The sequence below is a fragment of the Pseudomonas sp. WS 5412 genome (genome assembly GCF_012985615.1).
Taxonomy (GTDB): domain Bacteria; phylum Pseudomonadota; class Gammaproteobacteria; order Pseudomonadales; family Pseudomonadaceae; genus Aquipseudomonas; species Aquipseudomonas shahriarae.
This window is the reverse complement of the sequence record NZ_JAARMB010000031.1, coordinates 17,745-38,127: the sequence shown is the minus strand read 5'-3', so window position 1 is coordinate 38,127 and position 20,383 is coordinate 17,745. Positions and strand designations below refer to the sequence as shown.

The following is a 20,383-nucleotide window of genomic DNA, read 5'->3' as shown; positions in this document are numbered from 1 at the left end:
CTTTGAGGTCCATAGGTTTCAGCTCTTCCCAGGGCATGGTCAGATCCTCACAAAATCGACCCTGCCAGTTAATAACTGTTACCTATGTGCGTGAACTGATTTGTAACCCATGTGGGTGAGTCATACCTGTCAGGTTCCCGCGCCACGTTTTGCGAGATTTGAAAACGTGGCGCGGATTTGATGCGTCCAGCTTTGGAGGCATCTTCCACCAGCGGTGGTAAACCTACACTGCTACCAGGTATTCCGATTGGGCCTTGCGTGGACTGTCGAAACTGATGCCCTTTTTTGGACAAGTAGCGATCCTGGGCTAACGTCATGGCCACAGGCCAGATAGCCGGCCTGCTCACGAGCTACCGTACAAAGGAAAGGTAATGGAGCGTTATAGGAACTTAGGAGGAGACTCAAATGTGGCCGCATTTGAGATAGGGAATGGTTCAATCACTGTCGAGTTTAACGACCGTTCGCAGTATCTCTATACCAGTGAAAGCGCTGGGCCAGGGTCTATTGCAGAAATGCATCGGCTGGCTAGGGCTGGCCAAGGACTGAATAGCTACATTGGGCGCGTGGTCAAGAAAGGCTACGCGAGAAAAATTCGCTAAGAGGCAGATGCAGCACGCTTTCGCATTTTGAAGGCGTGCCCTGGTTTGAGTGGGCCAAGGTCACTTTTATCTGAAGGTGTTGCTTTCATAGCAACACCTGTTCCAGCCTGCTGTCAGGAGAAGCGGTAGCCAAGCAGACCAACCGGTCCGAGTCGGCTCATGTGGTCTGTCTCGATAGGAGGGGAGATGGCACTATCTCGGGTCTTGCAGCAACGGTATGGTGATGTTGATCCCCCCTGTGTTGCTCTGTAATCAGTGTGCTGTTTTCCACTCGCTGAGTGAGACCTAATTGTCTCAGTGAGACAGAATTGGCTCTATCGCCGCCATTACCAAAGCCCTGTCGGATATTGGTCCTCAGTCTCCTAATGCGTTATCCGTGGTTGTCCCCAATTTTTGCCTGTCCAGTGTGCTGCCCTGGGAGGGGGCTGATGTTAGATTTTTGATCGCTAACGCTAACGTTACTGGAGTGCTGAGCGGGTGGGTATTGGCGTAGTGTGAGTATGTTCGGCTCGCTCAGATGACCCCTCCTCAGTTAAGCTAGTGATTGATCGTCCGAAAGGCTCATGCTCACTGCATGAGGCATGCTTGATAAAAATATGGTGCGAGGGAAAGCAAGAATGTTAAGGAAAAGACGATGGTCCCTTTGGGCAAAGCGAGCGGTAGGGGAGCTCAACATCGTTTCTGGAGTTGCAAGCCTGGGTGGAACTACCATTGGCCTCGCTGGTTGGTCAATGGTTGCGGGGACAGTAGCTACTGTTCTAACTTACGGTGGCGCAGCTATTGTAATTGGATCATTAGGCGCTGCCTTTGTTCGTGCAATTCCGCCCGCAACAAAAAGACCACAGGATTTAGTTGGACAAACGATACCGTTAGATGAAATTGAAAATATTTATCCAAAAATAATGACGCTTGCTGTTGTGGGTGAAAGTAAAGTCGGGAAAACAACTCTGAAAGATCGGCTGTCTTTTACGCCGTCGATATATGTGAGGACGCAAGATACTAGTGCTTATGTGACAAGTTTTCAAACATCTCCACCTACTTATATAGCGATATTGGATGGTGGGGGAGAGCGTTTCTCTCATCAATTTAAACTCGCAGAGCAGTGTCAATGTTTGTGTGTTGTTATCGATCATAACTCCTCTGACTCGGACGTGGATGTGGATCAGGTGCGTCTAAACGCCCATAGAGAGTTTTCTAGGCAGATAAGGCAGCACTTGGATGATAGTTCGTCTGAAAGTAAGCTATGGGTGCGCCTGCTAATTAATAAGCATGATTTGTGGGGTGAGCTCTCTGCGGACAAACAAAAAATGATCAGTGATTTTTATACCGAAGAATTGAAACTTTGGAGGCAGGGGAACCGAGCTCATTCAATAGAGGCGCTGGTATTCTCTAACGAGGATGCATCAGACGTAGCTAGGTTTGTCGAGAAGTTAAAGCAGACAGCGACTAATTGAGGTGCAGATATGAGCTTTAATGGTCGGGCTGTTGTGATAAAAAACTCGCCAGTTGAATTTGTCGTTTCTGGCCCGCTGGAAGGGCGTGATCGGATAATTATTCGTAGTGAAAATGCAGGGTTGGATCTTATCGGTAAGGCGATACAGAGCGGAGGGAAGCAAAGAAGAAGAGGTTGGGCGTCATCATTTTTTACGTTATTCAATCGGGATCAATATCTGAATACTGTGGTCGGTGGTTTTGTCCCTGATGTTCGGCCTGAAATTGATGATCGATACTCAATGCTCGCCTTTACTTGGAGGGGTTATGCCACTAGTAGTGGTGTAAGAAGAGTGGAGGGTGAGTTTCGGCAGTTCTATAGGGATATTCATTTTGCGTATCTGAGGAGAGATGAGGATGATGTTGAGATTCAAATTTCACCACTGATTTATCAGTGCTCTCTAGAAGATAAAAGGGCTACTGATTCACGCCGCCTTGCTAGATACTTATTGGGTGCTTACGCAGTATTAGGTATGGCTATGGTCGCTTGGTATGTAGTCAGATTTTTTTGAGGTTAATGTGTGTCAATATGAATCGCCCCGGGTTTCGTAGACACCTCTTTGCCTTAAACTGAGGCCTATTAGGAGGTGCCATGAGCAACCCGCGTTACCCCGAAGAATTCAAAATCCAAGCAGTCAATCAAGTGACCGAAAAGAGGCTGCCTGTCGCTGATGTGGCGGCGCGTCTTGGCGTGTCGACGCATAGCCTCTATGCCTGGATAAAGCGCTACAGCAAACCTCAACAAGAACGGCAGCAGGATGATGATCAGCACGCTGAACTGCGTCGTCTGCGAGCCGAACTCAAGCGGGTCACCGAAGAGCGAGACATCTTAAAAAAGGCCGCCGCGTACTTTGCCAAGGAGTGCGGTTGAAGTACGCCTTTATCAAGCAGCGAGCGGGCGACTATTCCATTCGACGGCTTTGCCTGACGCTGAAAGTCCATCCCAGTGGTTATTACGCTTGGTTGTCTGAGCCGCAATCTGCACGCGCTAAAGACGACCAGCGATTGCTGGGTTTGATCAAGCACTCGTGGCTGGAGGGCGGCGGAGTTTATGGCTATCGCAAAATCCATGACGACCTGCGCGAGGTCGGTGAAGATTGTGGTCGGCATCGTGTGGCGAGGTTGATGCGTCTTGAAGGTCTGCGCTCTCAGACAGGGTATCGACGTCGCCCTGGAAAGTACGGCGGTAAGCCAGCGGTCGCCTCACCCAATTTGCTGAAGCGCCAGTTCGATGTCGTGGAACCCAACAAGGTTTGGGTCACCGACATCACCTATATTCGTACGTATGAAGGCTGGCTGTATTTGGCGGTGGTGCTGGATCTGTTTTCCCGTCAGGTCGTTGGCTGGTCAATGAAGTCGCAGATGACCAGTGATTTGGCCATTGATGCGTTATTGATGGCGGTTTGGAGGCGAAAACCGAAACAAGAGGTGATGGTTCACTCCGACCAGGGCAGCCAGTACAGCAGCTCCGATTGGCGCAGTTTTTTGAAGGCAAACAATTTGGTTGCCAGCATGAGCCGCCGAGGCAATTGTCATGACAACGCTGTGGCTGAGAGCTTTTTCCAGCTTCTGAAACGGGAACGAATCAAGCGGAAAATCTACACCTCACGGCAAGATGCTCGTAGTGGTGTGTTCGATTACATCGAGATGTTCTACAACCCAAAACGCCGCCATGGTTTCAACAATCAACTGTCACCGGTAGAGTTTGAAAAGCGTTACGCAATGAGCTTGCAAGGTGTCTAGAGAATCCGGGGCGATTCACTCTTGAACCATCAACCCGCGAATCTCTGGATTGAGATCCTTTTGATTCAGTCCCATGTTGCTCCCTCAACTATTTGACGAAACTGGCGCACAGGAAAGTGAGCCATTGTCGAGGTAGCGTAGCTCAATGCCAGCATTTGCTTCGGAGGATGCCCGCTATTGCCTAGTTGCATCCCTAATTCTTAGAGCCGTCGTGGTGGAGTAGTCGGCGTGCCGGGCCGTTGCGCGGATGCCAGGCCAGCTTCGAGCAACTCCGTCACGCGCTTGTGCAGATCGGCGTCGACCGGGTGGCCCTGATACTTTCCCTCGTTCTTCTCCGCGTCCCACGGGGGGGGGGCTGGCAGTTCGAACTTGCCCTTGGGCGCTATTTTTTCAATTACTAGTTGTTGGCTTCAAGGATGCAGCTTTTTGCCGTGACAGCGTGGCGGCAGCACTTATCTCGATTATGTGAGCTATACATAGTGCAGAGTGGTGCGCAGTAGTGGCGGTTTCATATTGCGCTGGTTCCGCTCAAGTCAAGGACGAAGGAGAAGCGCAAATGGTCAGTTACCCACAGCGTGTTTGGGACAATATCGTTCCGCTCTCTGTTGGCAAGACGCTGCCAGAGGCTTTTGAGGAATGGTCTTTCAAAGATGTGGTAAGGGATCACGAGCACCCAACTGAGACGTGTGAGCTTTGTGATCAGGAGTCGCTTCGTTATCAGTTTGAGATTCGAAACGCACTCACAGGCCACGCGCTTTGGGTCGGCTCTCACTGCATACTCAGGTTCGGTGTTTCGGTATTTGAAGCGGGCCGCAAACTCTCGGCAAAGGACACACAGAAAAAACTGGATCGTTTGACTCAGAAGATGCGCGACGATGCTTGCTTGCGATCGCTGCAGAAGCTCGCCGACGCAGAGGGTGGCTCAATACTCGCGAATGCCCTTCGCTACTACCAAGGTCATGGGTACCTTTCTCCGAAATTTGCCTTCGTGGTTCTGTGGCGGCTGAAGGAAAACGACATTGACCATAGTCCTTCGTTTTTTAAGGTTGCCCTTCGGCGCGATCAGCATAAAAAGGACTTGCGAGAGATGAGGCTGTCGAGCGTTCACATGATCTGGCCAGCACTGTCGTCATCTCAGCGCGAACTCGCGATAAGGCTTGGGCATCGTGCGCCACCACCGCCGTTGTCGCCTCTCTCATCATTTCCAAACCTTCCGCCCTTGCCGCTGCCCTAAGGGTTACTCTGGCCTCTGGCGCCTGATCTTCATAACCGTCGTGGTTGAGCATGAAGCGTGTCGAGCCGCGGCGCGAACTCCAAGACCTGCCGCAAGTAGTTCCTTCACACGCTTGTGCAGATCCACATCGACCGGCCGGCCCTGATACTTGCCGGCGGCTTTAGCTTTTTCGATCCCCTGAGCTTGGCGCTCTCGTCTCTGTTCGTAATCCTTGCGGGCAATGGCGGCCATCATCTCCACTAGCATTGAGTTGATTGCTCCAAGTATCCGCCCGGTGAACCCATCGCCTTTTGTGTCCTGCATTCCCAGGTGGCTCGTTGGAAGGTCGAGCGCGACGATGCGCAAGCCCTTGGACTCAATTGCAGCTTTGAGCTTCTGCCAGTCCTCTACAGGAAGGCGTGAGAGGCGATCTATCGACTCCACCAGCAACAACCACAGGATTTAACGAAGGCGAGGAAGATGGTGAGCGAGTCGGTATCGATCTACAACCACGAGCGTCCGCACCTGTCTTTGAAATACAAAACGCCCGATGCGATGCATCGGGCGTTGGAATGAAACAGGTATAAACCTATTTCAGGACTAGACACCGCCCAGCCCCGCCAGATCCTCATCCCACCCTGCCTTCAAATCAGCTCCTGCGGAGAAATCACCCAAGCGCTGCAGGGCATCTTGTACAGCAGGTGTTCCACCGTGCTGCCGATTAATCGGTCCATGGCCCGATGGCCTATTCGGCCCATCACAATCACATCGGTTTCATAGGCACTCGCGTAGCTGGCAAGCACCTTGGCGGGGTTGCCCATGATCATGTGCCGGCGCTCCGGTGGAATACCGTTGCGCTCCGCCAGTTCGTGGAAGGCATCGGCCTGGGCGTCAAACAGTGTCCGGGCTTTGCTGGAGGAGAAGAAGCTTGCGCCATTTTCGAAACCGAATTCATCGGCACTGATAGCTGAAAGGTCGTGGGCATAAATGACGTCTAGTTCTGCGTGACAGATGCTCGCCAGTTTCGCGGCCTCTTGCACAATGGTGTCGTTGAAATCTTTGTATTGCCCGTCGCGATGAAAAGGGTCTACTGCAGCGATGATCTTGCGGGGCAGGGCGTGGTGCATATGGCTGACGAAATGCAAGGGTACCGGGCATTCGCGCAACAGGTGGACATCCAGTGGCGTAAACATCAGGCGTGAAAGCAGCGATTCATGCTCCAGCGCCTTGATCAACACCGCCATGGGTTGTTCTTTGAGGTGGATGAGGATTTCCTGCAAGGGGTCGTTCACCCAGACCACTTCAGTGGTGACATGCACCCCGATTCTGCGCAACGGGCGGGCCTGGTCTTCCAACCATTGGCGATGGCGTTCGACATAGCCGATGCGCATTTGCTCCAGCGCTTGCTCGTTGACCAGCCCGGCCGTTGCCAGCCCCTCGAGATAGTCAAATGCCACGATGTGCAATGCCGCATCCGCAGCCTTGGCCAGGGCGGCGGCTCGATCGAAAGCGGGGCTGTTCTCCATCAAGGGTGGGACGACCAACATGAAGCGTGATTGATCAGACATGACATCTCTCCCGTAGGTAAATGCGCAGGTGCCCGCCCCAATCGCCGCGCAGCTATTGGAACCTGAAACCTCGCAATTAGAGTGTGGCGGACTGCGGGAGGCCGGGTTGATCTTTGTCAAACCCAGAGGGCAATCGGGTGGCAACCCGACGTGCGGTCGGTCAGCGACGAAATTGTTGACCATTATCAATCTTTCCAGTGTTTCCTCGGCGCAGTCTTATAGGCGTGCCGAACCTGGCGCACCCACAGTGGCGGAGGATCACCATGGCGACCATGAAAGCGGCTGTTTTCGTTGAAAAGAACCGGATCGTCCTGGAAGACAAACCCATCCCCACTGTGGGGCCCCTGGATGCTTTGATCCGGATTACCACGACGACCCTCTGCGGTACCGACGTGCACATCTTGCGCGGTGAGTATCCGGTGGCCAAAGGGCTGACGGTGGGGCATGAGCCCGTAGGGGTCATTGAGCAGTTGGGCTCGCAGGTGCGCGGCTTTGTCGAAGGGCAGCGGGTCATTGCCGGTGCCATCACTCCCAGCGGGCAAAGTTACGCTTGCCTCTGTGGCTGTGCTTCGCAGGATGGCCCGGACACCCGCCACGGTTTTCGCGCCACGGGTGGCTGGAAGTTCGGCAATAGTATTGACGGTTGCCAGGCGGAGTACGTGCTGGTGCCAGACGCCACCGCCAATTTATGCCCGATTCCGGACGGCCTCAGCGATGAGCAGGTGTTGATGTGCCCGGACATTATGTCCACCGGTTTTTCCGGGGCAGAGCGCGCCGAGGTCAGCATCGGCGATACCGTTGCGGTGTTCGCCCTCGGGCCAATCGGCCTCTGTGCAGTGGCCGGCGCGCGTCTCAAGGGCGCGACTACCATCATTGGCGTCGATGCCGTGCCTGCGCGGATGAGTGTTGCGCGGCGCCTGGGGGCCACCCATGTGGTCAACTTCAAGGACGGTAATGTCGTCGAGCAAATCATGGCCTTGACCGATGGCCGTGGGGTGGATGTGTCCATCGAGGCATTGGGCACGCAAGGCACGTTCGAGTCCGCTTTGCGGGTCTTGCGCCCCGGTGGTCGGTTATCCAGTCTCGGCGTTTATTCCAGTGACTTGCGCATACCCCTGGATGCCTTCGCCGCCGGGCTCGGGGACTACAGCATTGTCACGACCCTGTGCCCCGGCGGCAAAGAGCGTATGCGCCGGCTGATGGCGGTGGTTAACAGCGGCGGTGTGGACCTGTCACCCCTGGTAACCCATCGTTTCAAGCTCGACGACATTGAAGCGGCCTATGAGCTGTTTGCTCACCAGCAGGATGGTGTGATGAAGGTCGCGATTACGCCGTGAAGATGGGGTTAGAGGTGGTCTGGAGGTCGTCAATGCTAATTGATATCACGCAGGAGCAGGCAACCGCATGCTGGGTTGTGCACATGGAGTGTGTCGCAGTGGAATTCAAAACCCTGGAGGGTGCGCAGGCATTCGTCAGGCGACTCCGGACGCGTATAGACGCGCCGCATGCCTGGCCGATCGATGTCGATCCGCCCCCTGTCCGGCGAGCGGCCCACGCAGCCCGATAGCCCGGCGACATGGTTGCAACGGTTCGGCCGACCTCGTGGAGTCACGAGTGGGTCGCAAGGCAAGGCCAGCATCGATGACAAAACCATGAATGAAACCCTCGGGATGGCAGGCGCGGCAACCGCACTGGGGATCGGTATGCTCATTGGGCTGGAGCGCGAGCGGCACAAAGGGCAGGGACAAGGCCGCGCCTGTGCAGGGCTGCGCACGTTTGCGATCACCGCGCTGTTGGGTTATGTGGCGATGCAGGTCGGCGCCGGTCTGCTAGTCGGGATCGTGGCGATAACCCTTGGGTTGCTGGTCACCGTGGCGTACTGGCGCAGCCTGAGCGATGACCCGGGCGTCACCAGTGAAGTGGCATTGATCACGGTTTTGCTGCTGGGTGCGATGTGCAGTACATCGCCCGAACTGGCGATCGCCATTGCCGTGGTGATCGCGGGCCTGCTGACCTATCGACAGAAGCTGCACTACTTTGCCCGTAACCAACTGACTGATGTGGAGGTGCGCGACGGCCTGGTACTGGCGACTGCTGCGCTGGTGGTGCTGCCGCTGGTTCCTGACCGCTTTATCGGCGCCTACGCCGCGATCAACCTGCGCACCATTTGCACGCTCACGGTATTGCTCATGGTAGTGGGGGCGGTGGGGCATATTGCTGTGCGCACTCTGGGCACCCGGTATGGGTATGCAATCAGTGCCATTGCTTCCGGATTTGCCTCTAGCACCGTGACCATTGCCGCCATGGGGCATATCGCCGCCAGGGAGCCGGACAACATCAAGGTCTTGAGTGCCGCCGCGATCTTCTCCAACCTGGCGACTGTCACCCAAGTCGGGCTGATCATGGGGGCGGTCGACAGCAGTCTGTTACGTCATATCTGGGGACCGCTGTTGTGCGGCGCCGCTGCCACAGCGCTGTATGGACTGTGCTTGATGTTTCCCCGGCCCGCGAATGGCGTGGGGCAACCGATCAAGGTCGGTGGCGCGTTCAATCTCAAGCTGGCGCTGGTGGTCTCATTGACCATGACCGGCATCACTTTCCTGTCGTCGGTGATGCTCAATCACTTCGGTGAAACCGGAGTCATGCTCACGGCGACCCTGTCGGGCTTCGCCGATGCCCATTCCTCGACAGCATCAATTGCGACATTGGCCAAGTCCGGTCAGTTGCCACTTAGCGCCACCACCATTCCTATACTGATTGCAGTCAGCAGTAACACGCTGAGCAAATGCCTGGTGGCGTGGATCAGCGGCGGGCGACGGTTCGCCGCTTACGTTATCCCGGGTCAGGTCTTGCTGACGCTGGCCATGTGGGCCGGGATCTTGCTTCTTTGAATCACATTCAACCTGGTACCTGATGAAGATCAAGTTGGCTGAGTCGGGTGCGTTCACTCTATAGGTGTCAGCAACCAAAAGGCCACGTGCCGAGGTGTCCCATGTCGCAGGCTCAGCGTTTACTGTTAATTGCCCCCTCAACCCTGACCCGTACACCCGCGTTCGAGCGGGCCGGCGCGTTGGCCAAGGCGATGCAAATGCCTTTGCACATTGTCGCATTTGACTACTTGCAGGCCTTGGCGGTGGCCGGCCTTTTTGCCCCTGAACAAATGAACCGGGCCCGTGACGGTTATTTGCAAAACCACAGGCAGTGGCTCACGGAGCAGGCGGGGTTGATCAGCCAGCACGGGGTACAGGTCACCAGCGAAGTGGTGTGGGTGCAACACCCTTACGAAGAAATCATGCACTTTGTCAGTGAGATGCCACTGGCGTTGATCATCAAGGATGCGCAGGAAGAATCAGCCTTGCAGCGGATCTTTTTCGCACCGCTGGACTGGCAGTTACTGCGCGATTGTCCGGTACCTGTGCATTTGGTGACCAACGCGCTCAACCCTCGGCCGCGCAATATCCTGGCCATCGTCGATGTGCTGCGCGACGAGGAGCAGGACAATGTGTTCAACGACCAGATCATCAACGCAGCGGTAAAGCTGGCCAACGAATGCGATGCCCACCTTGAGTTGATGCATGTGTATGACTGGGCGGCGATTTACGTCCAGGACATGGGATTTGGTGCCTTGCCCCTGGCCACTGGGATTTATGAGGCGCTGGGCACGACTCAGCGGGAAGTGTTTGCCGCCATGGCTGAACGCCATGGTGTACCGCCGGAGTATCGCCACTTCATCGAGGGCAACCCGGTGTTGAGTATTTGTGAGTTCGCTGCCGAGCATCGCACGGACATCATTGTGATGGGCACGGTTCAGCACAAGGGGTTGAACAAGTTGCTCGGGACCACCGCTGAACAACTCCTGCAGCGGGCGCCCTGCAGTGTGCTGGCAATCAAGCCCGGGCGGGTATTGCAATCCTGAGCAGGCAATGGCCCCGCGCTGGAGCGTTGAGCGCAGCAGCGCGGGGCCGTGGCTCTACAGATGCCGGCTATGGATCACTTGGTGGGAGTCACGGGGATCAATGCATGACTCGAAGCCCAGTGCTCTGACCAGGTTACGCATGGGGATATTGCTGGCGGCATCCACCGAATACATCCGGCGGTAGCCATTCTTGCTGGCGGCGTTGATCAAATGTTTCATCAGTAGAGTGCCCAGGCCCAGGTGCGCCCATTCATCGGCTACTGTTACTGCGCACTCACAGTCATCCTTGCCGGTAGCGGCGTAACGGCTGATGCCGATCTCGATCAGATGACCGTTTTCGTGCGCCAGCGCGATATAGGCCACTCGATGTTGGTTATCGGTGTCCATCAACGTATTGAGCAGGCTGTCACTGGGCTCGTTGATCTGCGCCAGGAAGCGCATATGTCTCGATTCGGGGGACAAGCGTTTGATAAACGCATACTCACGCTCGCGATCCTTTTCCTCGAGCGGCCGTATCAGTACGTGGCGACCGTCCCTGAGCGATTCGATCCAGTGTTCTGCGGTGACGGTGGCATAAACTGCCGCCGCCCGATCATTGTGGTCTTTGAAGGTGGGCATGGGTGAACCTCCATCTGATGTGAAAGGCCGGCGCGCGCAGATAAACCTCGCGGTGCTTCCTTTCTACGTCGTTGAGGGCTTTGGGCGCTGATCTGGATCAGCTACTTGTGTTGGCATCCTTGATTTTCGGATGACTGAGGTGGATTACGCGGCGGCCCTGGGCGGATCAGCCATTTACGGAATTGGCGGCCCGTCACCCAGGCAGTTGATTGAAATCAACTGCACCTGCGTCATTAAGAGCGATCAATGGCACTTCCCTTGAGTATTCATGGAGACGGCTATGCAGATGACATTTCTCGGTGCTGCGGGCACGGTCACCGGCAGTAAATACCTGCTGCAGCACCACGACCATCATGTACTGATCGACTGCGGCCTTTTCCAGGGCTATAAACAGCTGCGGCTGCACAATTGGGATGCGCTGCCGTTTCCGATCGGTGAACTCGATGCGATTGTGCTTACCCATGCCCACCTGGATCACAGTGGCTATCTACCGGTCCTGGTACGCAATGGCTATCGCGGGCCGGTCTATGCCACGCCTGCGACCTGTGACCTGCTGAAGATTCTGCTGCTAGACAGTGGTCGCCTCCAGGAAGAAGAGGCTGAGTTTGCCAATCGGCATGGCTTTTCCAAGCACAGCCCGGCGGCGCCGCTGTATACCGAACAGGACGCCGAGCGAGCGCTGAAGCTGTTACGGCCGATCGAGCTGCATAACAGGATTGAGATCGTCACCGGCATGACCCTCCAACTGCGCGGCGCCGGGCATATATTGGGCGCGGCCACGGTCGAGGTGGTCGCCGATGGCGTTACGCTTGTGTGCTCGGGAGACTTGGGGCGACCCGACGACCCCTTGATGTTCGCTCCGGAGACCATCGAGCAGGCGGACTACCTGTTGGTGGAGTCGACCTACGGTGACCGCAAGCACCCGGCCGAGCTGCCAGAGGAGCAATTGGCCGACGTCATCACCCGCACCGCGCTGCGCCATGGCATTACCCTGGTACCTTCCTTCGCCGTCGGTCGGGCGCAGTTGCTGATGTACCACTTGTATCGGCTCAAGCAGCAACACTTGATTCCCGATGTGCCGATCTATCTCAATAGCCCCATGGCCACCGACGTCACCACGTTGTACCAGCGTTTTCGCAGCGAACACCGTTTGACCGCGCAGGAGTGCGAAGGCATGTGCCACGTCGCGAAGTTTGTGCGCACTACCGAAGATTCGATCCGCCTGGACCAGCAACGCACGCCGGCGGTGATTATCGCTGCCAGCGGCATGGCTACCGGGGGACGGGTGATCCACCACCTCAAGGCGTTGGCCCCCAACCCGATCAATACGTTGCTGGTTCCTGGCTTCCAGGCGGGCGGCACCCGTGGTGCGCAAATTGTCGCGGGGGCTCCTTCTGTGCGTATTCATGGCAAGGAGGTGCCCATCAGGGCCGAGGTGGTGCCGATGCAGTCCCTGTCGGCACATGCGGATGCCGATGAAATCATGCAATGGCTTCGCGGGTTCAAGCGGCCACCGAAACACACCTATGTGGTGCACGGCGAACCCAATGCCTCGGATGTGCTGCGCCGACGTATCAGCCTGGAGCTGGGCTGGTCGGTCTCGGTGCCGGAGTATCGCGATAGCGTCGAACTCAGCGCCACCGACCACCCTTCGAACACATCGGGCTGATAGCAAACAGTCCTTGCCGCTTTACGGCAGGCTCCAGACTGGACAAGCGGTTGACGCAGCCAGCCGCTGACGCTCGGTTTTTTTCCAGAAGCAGGGCCTCGTTAGCCGTTTGGCCAGTGCCGTCTGGCTGGTGGGCGCGATATATTGTGCAGACCTTGTACCTTGCCCCCGGTCTGAGTGCGTCTGACACGTAACTCACAGAAGACGGAACTGTTGGGTGTCGAGTTCATCGAAGGCTTCATGCTTCGATAAACCCGAAGTTGTCCCGCTTGTCGGATCAAAATATTCCCGGGTGCCTAAGGTGCCTGGGCTTAACGACGCTTCGCCTTCAGGCTATCGTGTAAATAGCCTGACACCCACTGCAAGGAGCCGCTCGGAACGCCGATGCGCCAAATCTGGAAATCTTTTCGAGCCCTTTATTTCGCCTCCTTGATGATGCTGATCGGCTCCGGCCTGCTCAGTACTTACCTGGCCTTGCGCCTGGCGGCGGATAACGTCGACAGCCTGTGGGTCGGTGCGCTGATGGCGGCCAACTATTTTGGCCTGGTGCTGGGGGGCAAGATCGGGCATCGCCTGATCGCCCGGGTCGGGCATATCCGGGCCTATGCCACGTGTGCCGGGATCGTCGGTGCGGCGGTGTTGGGCCATGGCCTGGTGGATTGGCTGCCGGCCTGGATCGTGCTGCGGATAATCGTCGGCCTCGGCATGATGTGCCAGTACATGGTCATCGAGAGCTGGCTCAACGAGCAGGCCGACGCCAAGCAGCGGGGCGTGGTGTTCAGCGGTTATATGATCGCCTCCTACCTGGGCCTGGTGCTGGGCCAGCTGATTCTGGTCATGCACCCCCAATTGGGGCTGGAGCTGCTGATGTTGGTGGCGCTGTGTTTCGCCCTGTGCTTGGTGCCGGTGGCCATGACTCGGCGTATTCACCCGGCGCCCTTGCACCCGGCGCCCATGGAGCCACGCTTCTTTATCAAGCGCGTGCCGCAGTCCCTGAGTACGGTGTTGGGTGCCGGCCTGATCGTCGGCTCCTTCTACGGTCTGGCGCCGCTGTATGCGGCCCAGCAGGGGTTGAGCACCGAGCAGGTCGGTCTGTTCATGGGTAGCTGCATTTTTGCCGGTCTGCTGGTGCAGTGGCCGTTGGGCTGGCTGTCGGATCGTTATGACCGTGCGCTGCTGATCCGCTGCTTCGCCCTGTGCCTGGCGGTGGCGGCATTGCCGCTGGCGATCATGACCCAGGTGCCGTTGGAAGTGCTGTTTATAGCCGGCTTCCTGTGCTCGCTGGTGCAGTTCTGCCTGTATCCGCTGGCCGTGGCATTTTCCAATGACCATGTCGAAGGTGATCGCCGGGTCTCGCTCACGGCGATGTTGCTGGTGACCTACGGGGTGGGCGCCAGTGTCGGGCCGTTGCTGGCAGGCGTGGTCATGAAGCTGTTCGGCAACCAGATGCTGTATGCGTTCTTCAGCTTGTGCGCCTTGATCCTGGTCTGGCGCATCCGCCCCAAGGCGGTGACCAATCTGCATCAGGTGGACGATGCGCCGCTGCATCACGTGGCGATGCCCGACAGCATGTCCAGCTCGCCCCTGGTGGCTGCCCTCGATCCGCGTGTGGATGAGCAAGTGGTGCAGGACCAGATGCAAACCACCGCGCCGGAACCTGCGCCCGAAGCCGAACCTGACGTGGAGCCACAACCTGAGCCCGAGCCGCCGGAGCATCCGGACCCGGAAGACCACCCCCATGACCTGAGCCGGGCCCGTCCCTGAAACAAAAAAACGGGCAGTTCCCCAAGGAACTGCCCGTTTTTTTGTGCCTGTGGTTCGGCGCTTACATATCGTCGTCTTTATCGAACCGGCGCGCCTCGCGCTGCAGTTGGTAGACAAAACGCTCAACCTGACGCTGCACCAGGCCGCTCATATTGTGGAAACGCACACCGGCAAAGGTGGTGTTGATCCTTTCTTCAAAGTGCAGGTAACGCAACTCCACCGCCGTGGTCATGCTGCCGAAGGGCAGGGCGGCGATAAAGCGGTCGTAGACCTGGCCCAATTGCAGGCGCTCGGAGATATCACCTTCAAAGCGCAGCTTGCAGCCGGTGGCGGAGATATCCAGCAACTTGCCGCTGAGCGGCGCCTTGAGTTTCTCGCCGCCCAATTCGATATTCACCAGTTGCGCCAGTTTCAATGCCGCACGAAAGGCATTGCGGCGCTGATGGTAGACCACTTCTTCAGGCAGGCTGCCCTTGTAGATGCGGTGGCCGTCTTTTGTGCCGATGGTCAGGCTGCCATTGCTCTCCCAGGCTACGCGCACGCCTTCGTGGAAACCTTCGATGCGAAATGCTTCGCCATTTTCCAGATAGCGTTCACCTTCGGGCGGGATCATTTCGTCCAGGCTCAGGGTCTTGCTGTCCTTGTCGACATCCACCAGGTAGCTCTGGAAGCGCTGGTTGCGTTCGTGGAAGGTGATGATCAGCGGGTCGTGGCTCTCTTGCAGCAGCCGCAGGGTGCCGGCAATTTCCAGAGGGGTGGTGAGGACCTTGGGTGGCTGCGGAGCATCTTCCGCGTTGAGGGTGTTGAACACGGTTCTTCCATCTCCAGACAAAATACGACTACACGCAAGAACCGGCATTTTGCCAGTATGTGGCGCGCCTTGATAGGGCGCGCGATAAACCGGCGTCAGGCTTGGCTGAGGGTGCTGGGCTTGACCAGCCGTGAGGTGGAGCCCTGGGCGTTATACAGTGCTGGAGGTTCGCCACCGTGGAGGATGCGCAACTGGTTGGCGGTGGTGGCTTGCTGCAGTTGGATCGACTGGCCATTGAGCACATTGGCCTCCTGGCAGCTGATCAACAACTGATTGAGCGCTGCGCTCTGAGCCAGCAACTGGTCGCCGACCGATGAATGGCTGGCGAGCTGTTCCAGGCCGCTGTGATCAGCGGGCAGGCCCAGGCTGAGCAGGATCTGGCTGCGTTTCTGGCCGTGTTGTTCAAGCAGGATGATCAGCGATTGCTTGCGTGCCAGGATGTCTTCCAGCACGCGCATGTCGCGGCCGCACAGGGCCACGAATTCGTCTTGAAGCAGCTCCAGCAGCTGTTGCGCCGGAGCCAGGTCTTCATTGATCAGTTGCAGCAGATTTTCGTCGTGCATGGCTGGCCTTGGGGTTTAAGCGTCCAAAAGCCTGGCGCAGGCCTTGGCCTAGCGCTCGGCTTTGATGATTTTGCCGGCTAAACGGTCGTTGTCGATCTGATAGCTGCCATCGGCAATCGCCTGCTTCAACTCGGCCACACGGGCTTTATTGACCACCGGCTGATCCCGCAGCGAGTCTGTGATCTTCTGCAACTGTTGAGCCTCGTTGCTCAAATGCACCGATTCGCCACTCTGGGTCGAAGCGGTCTGTTCTGCCTTGGCAGGCTGTGCCGGGGCCTTGGCTTCAACGCTGTCCTTGGCCGCGTTGGTACGCGTGCCGCCGGGCGTTGCCTGGGCGCTGTTCAATCGGCTGAAATCAATGACCATGTTAAAAAACCTCTGGGTATTTGGACGCTTGCCATGTTTTCGGCCATACCCGGACAAACTTTAGGCGCGATCGACAATAAACCTGTACACCGCCAGATCATGCGCACAGTGTAGGAAAAGCCAGCGTCCCACGCCAGTGATCTATAGCGCCACCTCCACTTGGCCAGGGGCTGTTACCCGGGCCTTGATCACGCGCTTGGAGTTGAGGTTCTTCACGCGAATCTGCTCGCTCATCCCGCCATTGGCCAGGGCTTCCCCCGGCATTTTCACGTTCAGCCCGCCGCTGCTGGCGGATATCACCACTTGGTCGCCCTTGCGCACCACTTCTGCCTGTTCCAGGTGAACCAGGGTGATGACCTGGTCGGTGACCATTGGTCGGGTCAGTTTCTGCCCGACGGCCTGGTCCACGGAGGTGAGGTAACCCTGGCTGATCTGGCTGATGTCCCGTTCGCGCAGGGCCACGTCTTCAAAACCGATGATGCCGGTGCGCTTGAGCGGGCGGGTGACGGTCACCACGTCGCGAAACAGGCGGACCTGGGCCGGCACGAACACGGTCCAGGGCGAACTGCCGTCGCAGCGCACGCGCACGGTCACGCGGCCAATGGGCTGGGCGGGGCTTTCCAGGGAGCCTGTCAATTCCTTGTCACACATGGGCATGCGCAAACGCGGGTCCAACTGGTTGACCTGGATTTCATAACGGCCCGGTGTCTGTGTGGTCGCCAGATAATCTTCTACAGTGAACTCAAGAAAGCCTTGGGTGACGCCGATAAGTAGATCAGGCAAGGTGACGTTGTCGGCACGGGCTGCAAGGCCGGTGCCCAAGGCAAACAACGCCGTCCAGGCGCAGAGCAATCTGCGGTACTGTGGCGAGCGAAGGCGTCGGGAAACTGTCGTTTTGATGTCCATGGCCAATAAATAGCAAAGCGCGTGCCGTTTTGTGTTGGGTACGCGTCGTACCCGTAAGTTTTGTAGCGTAGGAGTCTGGGCATGGCGGGTGTAATGGATTCAGTGAACCAGCGCACACAGCTGGTAGGGCAGAATCGCCTGGAGTTGTTGCTGTTTCGTCTCGATGGCAAGCAGCTCTATGGCATTAACGTCTTTAAAGTGCGGGAGGTGCTGCAATGTCCCAAGCTCACCATAATGCCCAAGTCCAACCCGGTGGTGTGTGGCGTGGCCAACATCCGGGGTGCGACGATTCCGATTCTTGACCTGGCGATGGCCACCGGCTCTTCCGGCTTGCAGGATCGTGAGAGCCCGTTTGTGATCATCACCGAGTACAACACCAAGACCCAGGGTTTCCTGGTGCGCTCGGTGGAACGCATCGTCAACATGAACTGGGAAGAGATCCATCCACCACCCAAGGGCACCGGGCGCGATCACTACCTCACGGCAGTGACGCGGGTCGATAACCAGTTGGTGGAAATCATCGACGTCGAGAAAATCCTCGCGGAAGTGGCACCGACGTCGGAGCAGATTTCGGTGGGGGTCGTGGATGAGCAGACCCAGCAAAAGGCCGTGTCCCTGCGGGTGTTGACGGTGGATGACTCCTCGGTGGCGCGCAAGCAGGTGTCCCGTTGCCTGCAGACCGTGGGTGTCGAAGTGGTGGCGCTCAATGATGGCCGCCAGGCGCTGGATTATCTGCGTAAGCTGGTGGACGAAGGCAAGAAGCCGGAAGAAGAATTCCTGATGATGATTTCCGACATCGAGATGCCGGAAATGGACGGCTATACCCTCACGGCCGAGATACGCAACGACCCACGCATGCAAAAATTGCATATCATCCTGCATACTTCATTGTCCGGTGTATTCAATCAGGCGATGGTCAAGAAGGTCGGTGCCGATGACTTCCTGGCCAAATTCCGTCCTGATGACCTGGCATCCCGGGTAGTCGACCGGATCAAATCTGCAGATCACGGCTAGGGGCTTTCTCCCTGGCGGTCACATGAGTTAAGAGGCGGTTTCATTGTCTACGGGTAATTTGGATTTCGAACAGTTCCGGGTATTCCTGGAAAAAGCCTGTGGCATATTGCTTGGTGAAAACAAGCAATACCTGGTATCAAGCCGTCTCAACAAATTGATGGAACAGCAGGGCATCAAGTCCCTGGGCGAGCTGGTGCAGCGCATCCAGGGCCAACCGCGCAGCGGGCTCAAGGAGATGGTGGTCGATGCCATGACCACTAACGAAACCTTATGGTTTCGCGATACCTATCCCTTTGAGGTGCTCAAGAATAAGGTATTGCCCGAGGCGATCAAGGCCAGCCCTGGCCAGCGCCTGCGCATCTGGTCGGCGGCGTGTTCGTCGGGGCAGGAACCGTATTCGCTGTCGATGTCCATTGATGAGTTCGAGCGGACCAACATGGGCCAGTTGAAGGCAGGGGTGCAAATTGTCGCCACTGACTTGTCGGGCACCATGCTGACCAACTGCAAGACGGGCGAATACGACAGCCTGGCCCTGGGCCGCGGTCTGTCGCCGGAGCGCCTGCAGCGTTATTTCGACCCCAAGGGGGCCGGGCGCTGGGCGGTCAAGGCGCCGATCAAGAGCCGGGTGGAGTTCCGCTCGTTCAACCTGCTGGACAGCTACGCCAGCCTGGGCAAGTTCGACATCGTGTTTTGCCGCAACGTCTTGATCTACTTCTCGGCTGAAGTGAAGAAGGACATCCTGTTGCGCATCCATGGCACGCTCAAGCGTGGTGGCTATCTGTTTCTCGGTGCTTCCGAGGCGCTCAATGGCTTGCCGGATCATTACCAGATGGTGCAGTGCAGCCCCGGTATTATCTACCAGGCCAAGTGATGGCTTGAGCCCGTTCTTCAGGACGCGGCAAGCCGTGCAAACAAGGGAGACCCGCAAGGGTCTCCCTTTTTTTTGCGCGGGATGTTCCCCCCTTCTGGAACTTATGTTTCTCAGCTCGCCACGGATGGGTGGGCAAGTTCCGTTCGTTCAAAACGTAAACCGTGTTGACGAGGGCGCGAAGTCTTTATCGCCACGTTCACCGGAAGGAGGAGGGTATGGGAAACATTTCGACAGAGCATCGTCCGGGAGGTGCACGTTTTGCGTTCGATCCGGTTATTGAATCGCGGCGTGTGCAGGATCCCCCCGCAGGGGCGGCAAGGGGGTGGGCAGGTTCCAGCCCTATGCCTGGCACTCAGGCGTCCGGGGCGCCGAGCATCAGCTTTTCTCCGGTCAATAGTGGGGTTTCGAGACAGGCTTTTAGCTACGACTCTTTTGCCTCCAGTGACTCTATGCCGACAAACGATTTCTCTTCTTTTGGAGGGGGCGATTCAGTCCGTGCCGGACTCAAGGCCGGGAAAGATACCGGGGATGTTTTTGCAGGGTTTTTTCAAGGGCGAAATGGTAACTGCGCCACGGTTTCAGCCATCAAGGCAATGATGGAGCGCTATGGCAAGAAGGAGACCGACCTCTTCAAGGATGTGAAGGAAACCAAGAATGGCTACCACATCACGTTGAAGGACGGCAGTGAGGTGAATTTGACTCGCCAGGAGATCGAGGCGGCAGAGCGTCATGCCGGCTTTAAAGGTAATGATCCTGTGATGAAAAAGACCGCAGTCCTGGCCTATGCCACCAGTGCCAAGAAAGCACAGGAAGCCAACCATGAAAATTCGAAATATGACTTTTCCAAGGCCCTGGACTCTCTTGGCAATGGTGAGCACACCAAGGACGCCTTTATCCGGCTAGGCATGAAGGATCATATTCGGCAGGGGACCGTAAGCGATCTGCAGAATGGCCGGTTGGGCATCATAGAGAAGGACGTCGCGGGGCCCGGTACGGCCCATTCGATGGTGGTGGTTGGAGGAGTAGAGGACCACTGGGGGAGCAAGGGCGGCAGGGTCCAGAGGGGAACCATGACCGGAAACGGCGTCGTATTTAAGGAAAACGTAATCCTTCTGACTTGATGGCGCCTTCAAGGCGCGTGATGCCGGCAGTGGAAACCTTGCAAGAAAAGACCTTTGGTTGCTCATCGTCAACCAAAGGCCCCGGCCGGCCATCGCTGGCGGCAACGCCATCGATTATCTCCCCGGCACAAAACGGCAACACCTATTGCC

18 protein-coding genes and 3 pseudogenes are annotated in these 20,383 nt (G+C 57.0%); 13 read left to right on the top strand and 8 right to left on the bottom strand.

The annotated features are described in order from the left end of the window. Positions 1 to 1,180 precede the first annotated feature (1,180 nt). The 3 genes from HBR94_RS26750 (at position 1,181) to HBR94_RS26740 (ending at position 3,833) form a co-directional block, all read left to right on the top strand. Positions 1,181 to 2,053 (top strand): GTPase domain-containing protein, encoded by an 873-nt coding sequence (locus HBR94_RS26750; RefSeq protein WP_170045822.1) that lies wholly within the window; start codon positions 1,181 to 1,183, stop codon positions 2,051 to 2,053. A 9-nt stretch (positions 2,054 to 2,062) separates the two neighbouring features. Then, positions 2,063 to 2,602: a hypothetical protein gene (locus HBR94_RS26745; protein WP_170045821.1), complete on the top strand. Its 540-nt coding sequence runs from the start codon at positions 2,063 to 2,065 to the stop codon at positions 2,600 to 2,602. Positions 2,603 to 2,682: 80 nt separating this feature from the next. Then, a protein-coding gene (locus HBR94_RS26740; RefSeq protein ID WP_170045820.1) for an IS3 family transposase occupies positions 2,683 to 3,833 on the top strand; the annotation gives its coding sequence in 2 pieces (ribosomal slippage) (positions 2,683 to 2,917 and positions 2,917 to 3,833; 1,152 coding nt in all). Between the two features lie 174 nt (positions 3,834 to 4,007). Here HBR94_RS26740 and HBR94_RS28850 read toward each other — a convergent pair. Further along, positions 4,008 to 4,165: pseudogene (locus HBR94_RS28850) on the bottom strand (serine recombinase); the annotation flags it as partial. A 224-nt stretch (positions 4,166 to 4,389) separates the two neighbouring features. Here HBR94_RS28850 and HBR94_RS26735 point away from each other — a divergent pair. Next, positions 4,390 to 5,067, top strand: a complete 678-nt coding sequence (locus HBR94_RS26735; protein ID WP_170045819.1) for a hypothetical protein — start codon at positions 4,390 to 4,392, stop codon at positions 5,065 to 5,067. A 3-nt stretch (positions 5,068 to 5,070) separates the two neighbouring features. Here HBR94_RS26735 and HBR94_RS26730 read toward each other — a convergent pair. Then, positions 5,071 to 5,499 (bottom strand): annotated as a pseudogene (locus tag HBR94_RS26730) (recombinase family protein); the annotation flags it as partial. Here HBR94_RS26730 and HBR94_RS26725 point away from each other — a divergent pair. Next, positions 5,494 to 5,650: pseudogene (locus HBR94_RS26725) on the top strand (integrase core domain-containing protein); the annotation flags it as partial. The pseudogenes HBR94_RS26730 and HBR94_RS26725 overlap by 6 nt on opposite strands. Before the next feature lie 40 nt (positions 5,651 to 5,690). On the opposite strand, the gene HBR94_RS26720 reads toward HBR94_RS26725, so the two are convergent. After that, positions 5,691 to 6,614, bottom strand: coding sequence for a universal stress protein (locus HBR94_RS26720; protein ID WP_170045823.1), 924 nt, complete (start codon positions 6,612 to 6,614; stop codon positions 5,691 to 5,693). A 263-nt stretch (positions 6,615 to 6,877) separates the two neighbouring features. Here HBR94_RS26720 and HBR94_RS26715 point away from each other — a divergent pair, with 263 nt between their 5' ends. From HBR94_RS26715 to HBR94_RS26705, 3 genes are all read left to right on the top strand, one after another. Beyond that, on the top strand, positions 6,878 to 7,951 hold the full coding sequence (locus HBR94_RS26715; protein ID WP_057444072.1) for an NAD(P)-dependent alcohol dehydrogenase: 1,074 nt from the start codon (positions 6,878 to 6,880) through the stop codon (positions 7,949 to 7,951). A gap of 315 nt (positions 7,952 to 8,266) precedes the next feature. Continuing rightward, positions 8,267 to 9,505, top strand: a complete 1,239-nt coding sequence (locus HBR94_RS26710) for a DUF4010 domain-containing protein (RefSeq protein ID WP_170045818.1) — start codon at positions 8,267 to 8,269, stop codon at positions 9,503 to 9,505. 101 nt (positions 9,506 to 9,606) lie between these two features. Next, a complete protein-coding gene (locus HBR94_RS26705; protein WP_057439696.1) occupies positions 9,607 to 10,530 on the top strand; it encodes a universal stress protein in 924 nt (307 codons plus the stop codon). Between the two features lie 54 nt (positions 10,531 to 10,584). On the opposite strand, the gene HBR94_RS26700 is transcribed toward HBR94_RS26705, so the two are convergent. Continuing rightward, on the bottom strand, positions 10,585 to 11,148 hold the full coding sequence (locus tag HBR94_RS26700) for a GNAT family N-acetyltransferase (RefSeq protein WP_170045817.1): 564 nt from the start codon (positions 11,146 to 11,148) through the stop codon (positions 10,585 to 10,587). Between the two features lie 280 nt (positions 11,149 to 11,428). Between HBR94_RS26700 and HBR94_RS26695 the strand changes: the two genes are divergently transcribed. Together HBR94_RS26695 and HBR94_RS26690 are read left to right on the top strand one after the other, a co-directional pair. Then, positions 11,429 to 12,817: an MBL fold metallo-hydrolase gene (locus tag HBR94_RS26695; RefSeq protein WP_170045815.1), complete on the top strand. Its 1,389-nt coding sequence runs from the start codon at positions 11,429 to 11,431 to the stop codon at positions 12,815 to 12,817. Positions 12,818 to 13,201: 384 nt separating this feature from the next. Next, on the top strand, positions 13,202 to 14,581 hold the full coding sequence (locus HBR94_RS26690; RefSeq protein WP_057439693.1) for an MFS transporter: 1,380 nt from the start codon (positions 13,202 to 13,204) through the stop codon (positions 14,579 to 14,581). 61 nt (positions 14,582 to 14,642) lie between these two features. Here the strand turns inward: HBR94_RS26690 and HBR94_RS26685 are convergent, their stop codons facing one another. The 4 genes from HBR94_RS26685 to flgA form a co-directional block, all read right to left on the bottom strand. After that, positions 14,643 to 15,392 (bottom strand): flagellar brake protein, encoded by a 750-nt coding sequence (locus HBR94_RS26685; protein ID WP_057439692.1) that lies wholly within the window; start codon positions 15,390 to 15,392, stop codon positions 14,643 to 14,645. A gap of 95 nt (positions 15,393 to 15,487) precedes the next feature. Then, positions 15,488 to 15,955 (bottom strand): flagellar protein FlgN, encoded by a 468-nt coding sequence (locus HBR94_RS26680; RefSeq protein ID WP_057439691.1) that lies wholly within the window; start codon positions 15,953 to 15,955, stop codon positions 15,488 to 15,490. Positions 15,956 to 16,003: 48 nt separating this feature from the next. Beyond that, positions 16,004 to 16,321, bottom strand: a complete 318-nt coding sequence (flgM, locus tag HBR94_RS26675) for a flagellar biosynthesis anti-sigma factor FlgM (protein WP_057439690.1) — start codon at positions 16,319 to 16,321, stop codon at positions 16,004 to 16,006. A 141-nt stretch (positions 16,322 to 16,462) separates the two neighbouring features. Next, positions 16,463 to 17,227 (bottom strand): flagellar basal body P-ring formation chaperone FlgA, encoded by a 765-nt coding sequence (gene flgA / locus HBR94_RS26670; RefSeq protein ID WP_057439689.1) that lies wholly within the window; start codon positions 17,225 to 17,227, stop codon positions 16,463 to 16,465. 81 nt (positions 17,228 to 17,308) lie between these two features. Between flgA and HBR94_RS26665 the strand changes: the two genes are divergently transcribed. The 3 genes from HBR94_RS26665 to HBR94_RS26655 all read left to right on the top strand — a co-directional run bounded on the left by HBR94_RS26665 (position 17,309) and on the right by HBR94_RS26655 (position 20,233). After that, entirely contained in the window at positions 17,309 to 18,241 is a 933-nt protein-coding gene (locus HBR94_RS26665) for a chemotaxis protein CheV (protein ID WP_057439688.1), read from the top strand. Between the two features lie 43 nt (positions 18,242 to 18,284). Further along, positions 18,285 to 19,112 (top strand): protein-glutamate O-methyltransferase CheR, encoded by an 828-nt coding sequence (gene cheR / locus HBR94_RS26660; protein WP_057439687.1) that lies wholly within the window; start codon positions 18,285 to 18,287, stop codon positions 19,110 to 19,112. Positions 19,113 to 19,327: 215 nt separating this feature from the next. Further along, positions 19,328 to 20,233 (top strand): hypothetical protein, encoded by a 906-nt coding sequence (locus HBR94_RS26655; protein WP_170045813.1) that lies wholly within the window; start codon positions 19,328 to 19,330, stop codon positions 20,231 to 20,233. The last annotated feature ends 150 nt before the right edge of the window (positions 20,234 to 20,383 follow it).

Excerpts from the sequence above, each read along its gene's own strand:
- HBR94_RS26745 (WP_170045821.1), top strand. The coding sequence starts at position 2,063 with ATGAGCTTTAATGGTCGGGCTGTTGTGATAAAAAACTCGCCAGTTGAA.
- flgM (WP_057439690.1), bottom strand. The coding sequence starts at position 16,321 with ATGGTCATTGATTTCAGCCGATTGAACAGCGCCCAGGCAACGCCCGGC.
- HBR94_RS26655 (WP_170045813.1), top strand. The coding sequence starts at position 19,328 with ATGGGAAACATTTCGACAGAGCATCGTCCGGGAGGTGCACGTTTTGCG.
- HBR94_RS26705 (WP_057439696.1), top strand. The coding sequence starts at position 9,607 with ATGTCGCAGGCTCAGCGTTTACTGTTAATTGCCCCCTCAACCCTGACC.
- HBR94_RS26720 (WP_170045823.1), bottom strand. The coding sequence starts at position 6,614 with ATGTCTGATCAATCACGCTTCATGTTGGTCGTCCCACCCTTGATGGAG.
- HBR94_RS26680 (WP_057439691.1), bottom strand. The coding sequence starts at position 15,955 with ATGCACGACGAAAATCTGCTGCAACTGATCAATGAAGACCTGGCTCCG.
- HBR94_RS26735 (WP_170045819.1), top strand. The coding sequence starts at position 4,390 with ATGGTCAGTTACCCACAGCGTGTTTGGGACAATATCGTTCCGCTCTCT.
- HBR94_RS26665 (WP_057439688.1), top strand. The coding sequence starts at position 17,309 with ATGGCGGGTGTAATGGATTCAGTGAACCAGCGCACACAGCTGGTAGGG.
- HBR94_RS26695 (WP_170045815.1), top strand. The coding sequence starts at position 11,429 with ATGCAGATGACATTTCTCGGTGCTGCGGGCACGGTCACCGGCAGTAAA.
- flgA (WP_057439689.1), bottom strand. The coding sequence starts at position 17,227 with ATGGACATCAAAACGACAGTTTCCCGACGCCTTCGCTCGCCACAGTAC.
- HBR94_RS26715 (WP_057444072.1), top strand. The coding sequence starts at position 6,878 with ATGGCGACCATGAAAGCGGCTGTTTTCGTTGAAAAGAACCGGATCGTC.
- HBR94_RS26700 (WP_170045817.1), bottom strand. The coding sequence starts at position 11,148 with ATGCCCACCTTCAAAGACCACAATGATCGGGCGGCGGCAGTTTATGCC.
- HBR94_RS26710 (WP_170045818.1), top strand. The coding sequence starts at position 8,267 with ATGAATGAAACCCTCGGGATGGCAGGCGCGGCAACCGCACTGGGGATC.
- HBR94_RS26750 (WP_170045822.1), top strand. The coding sequence starts at position 1,181 with ATGCTTGATAAAAATATGGTGCGAGGGAAAGCAAGAATGTTAAGGAAA.
- HBR94_RS26690 (WP_057439693.1), top strand. The coding sequence starts at position 13,202 with ATGCGCCAAATCTGGAAATCTTTTCGAGCCCTTTATTTCGCCTCCTTG.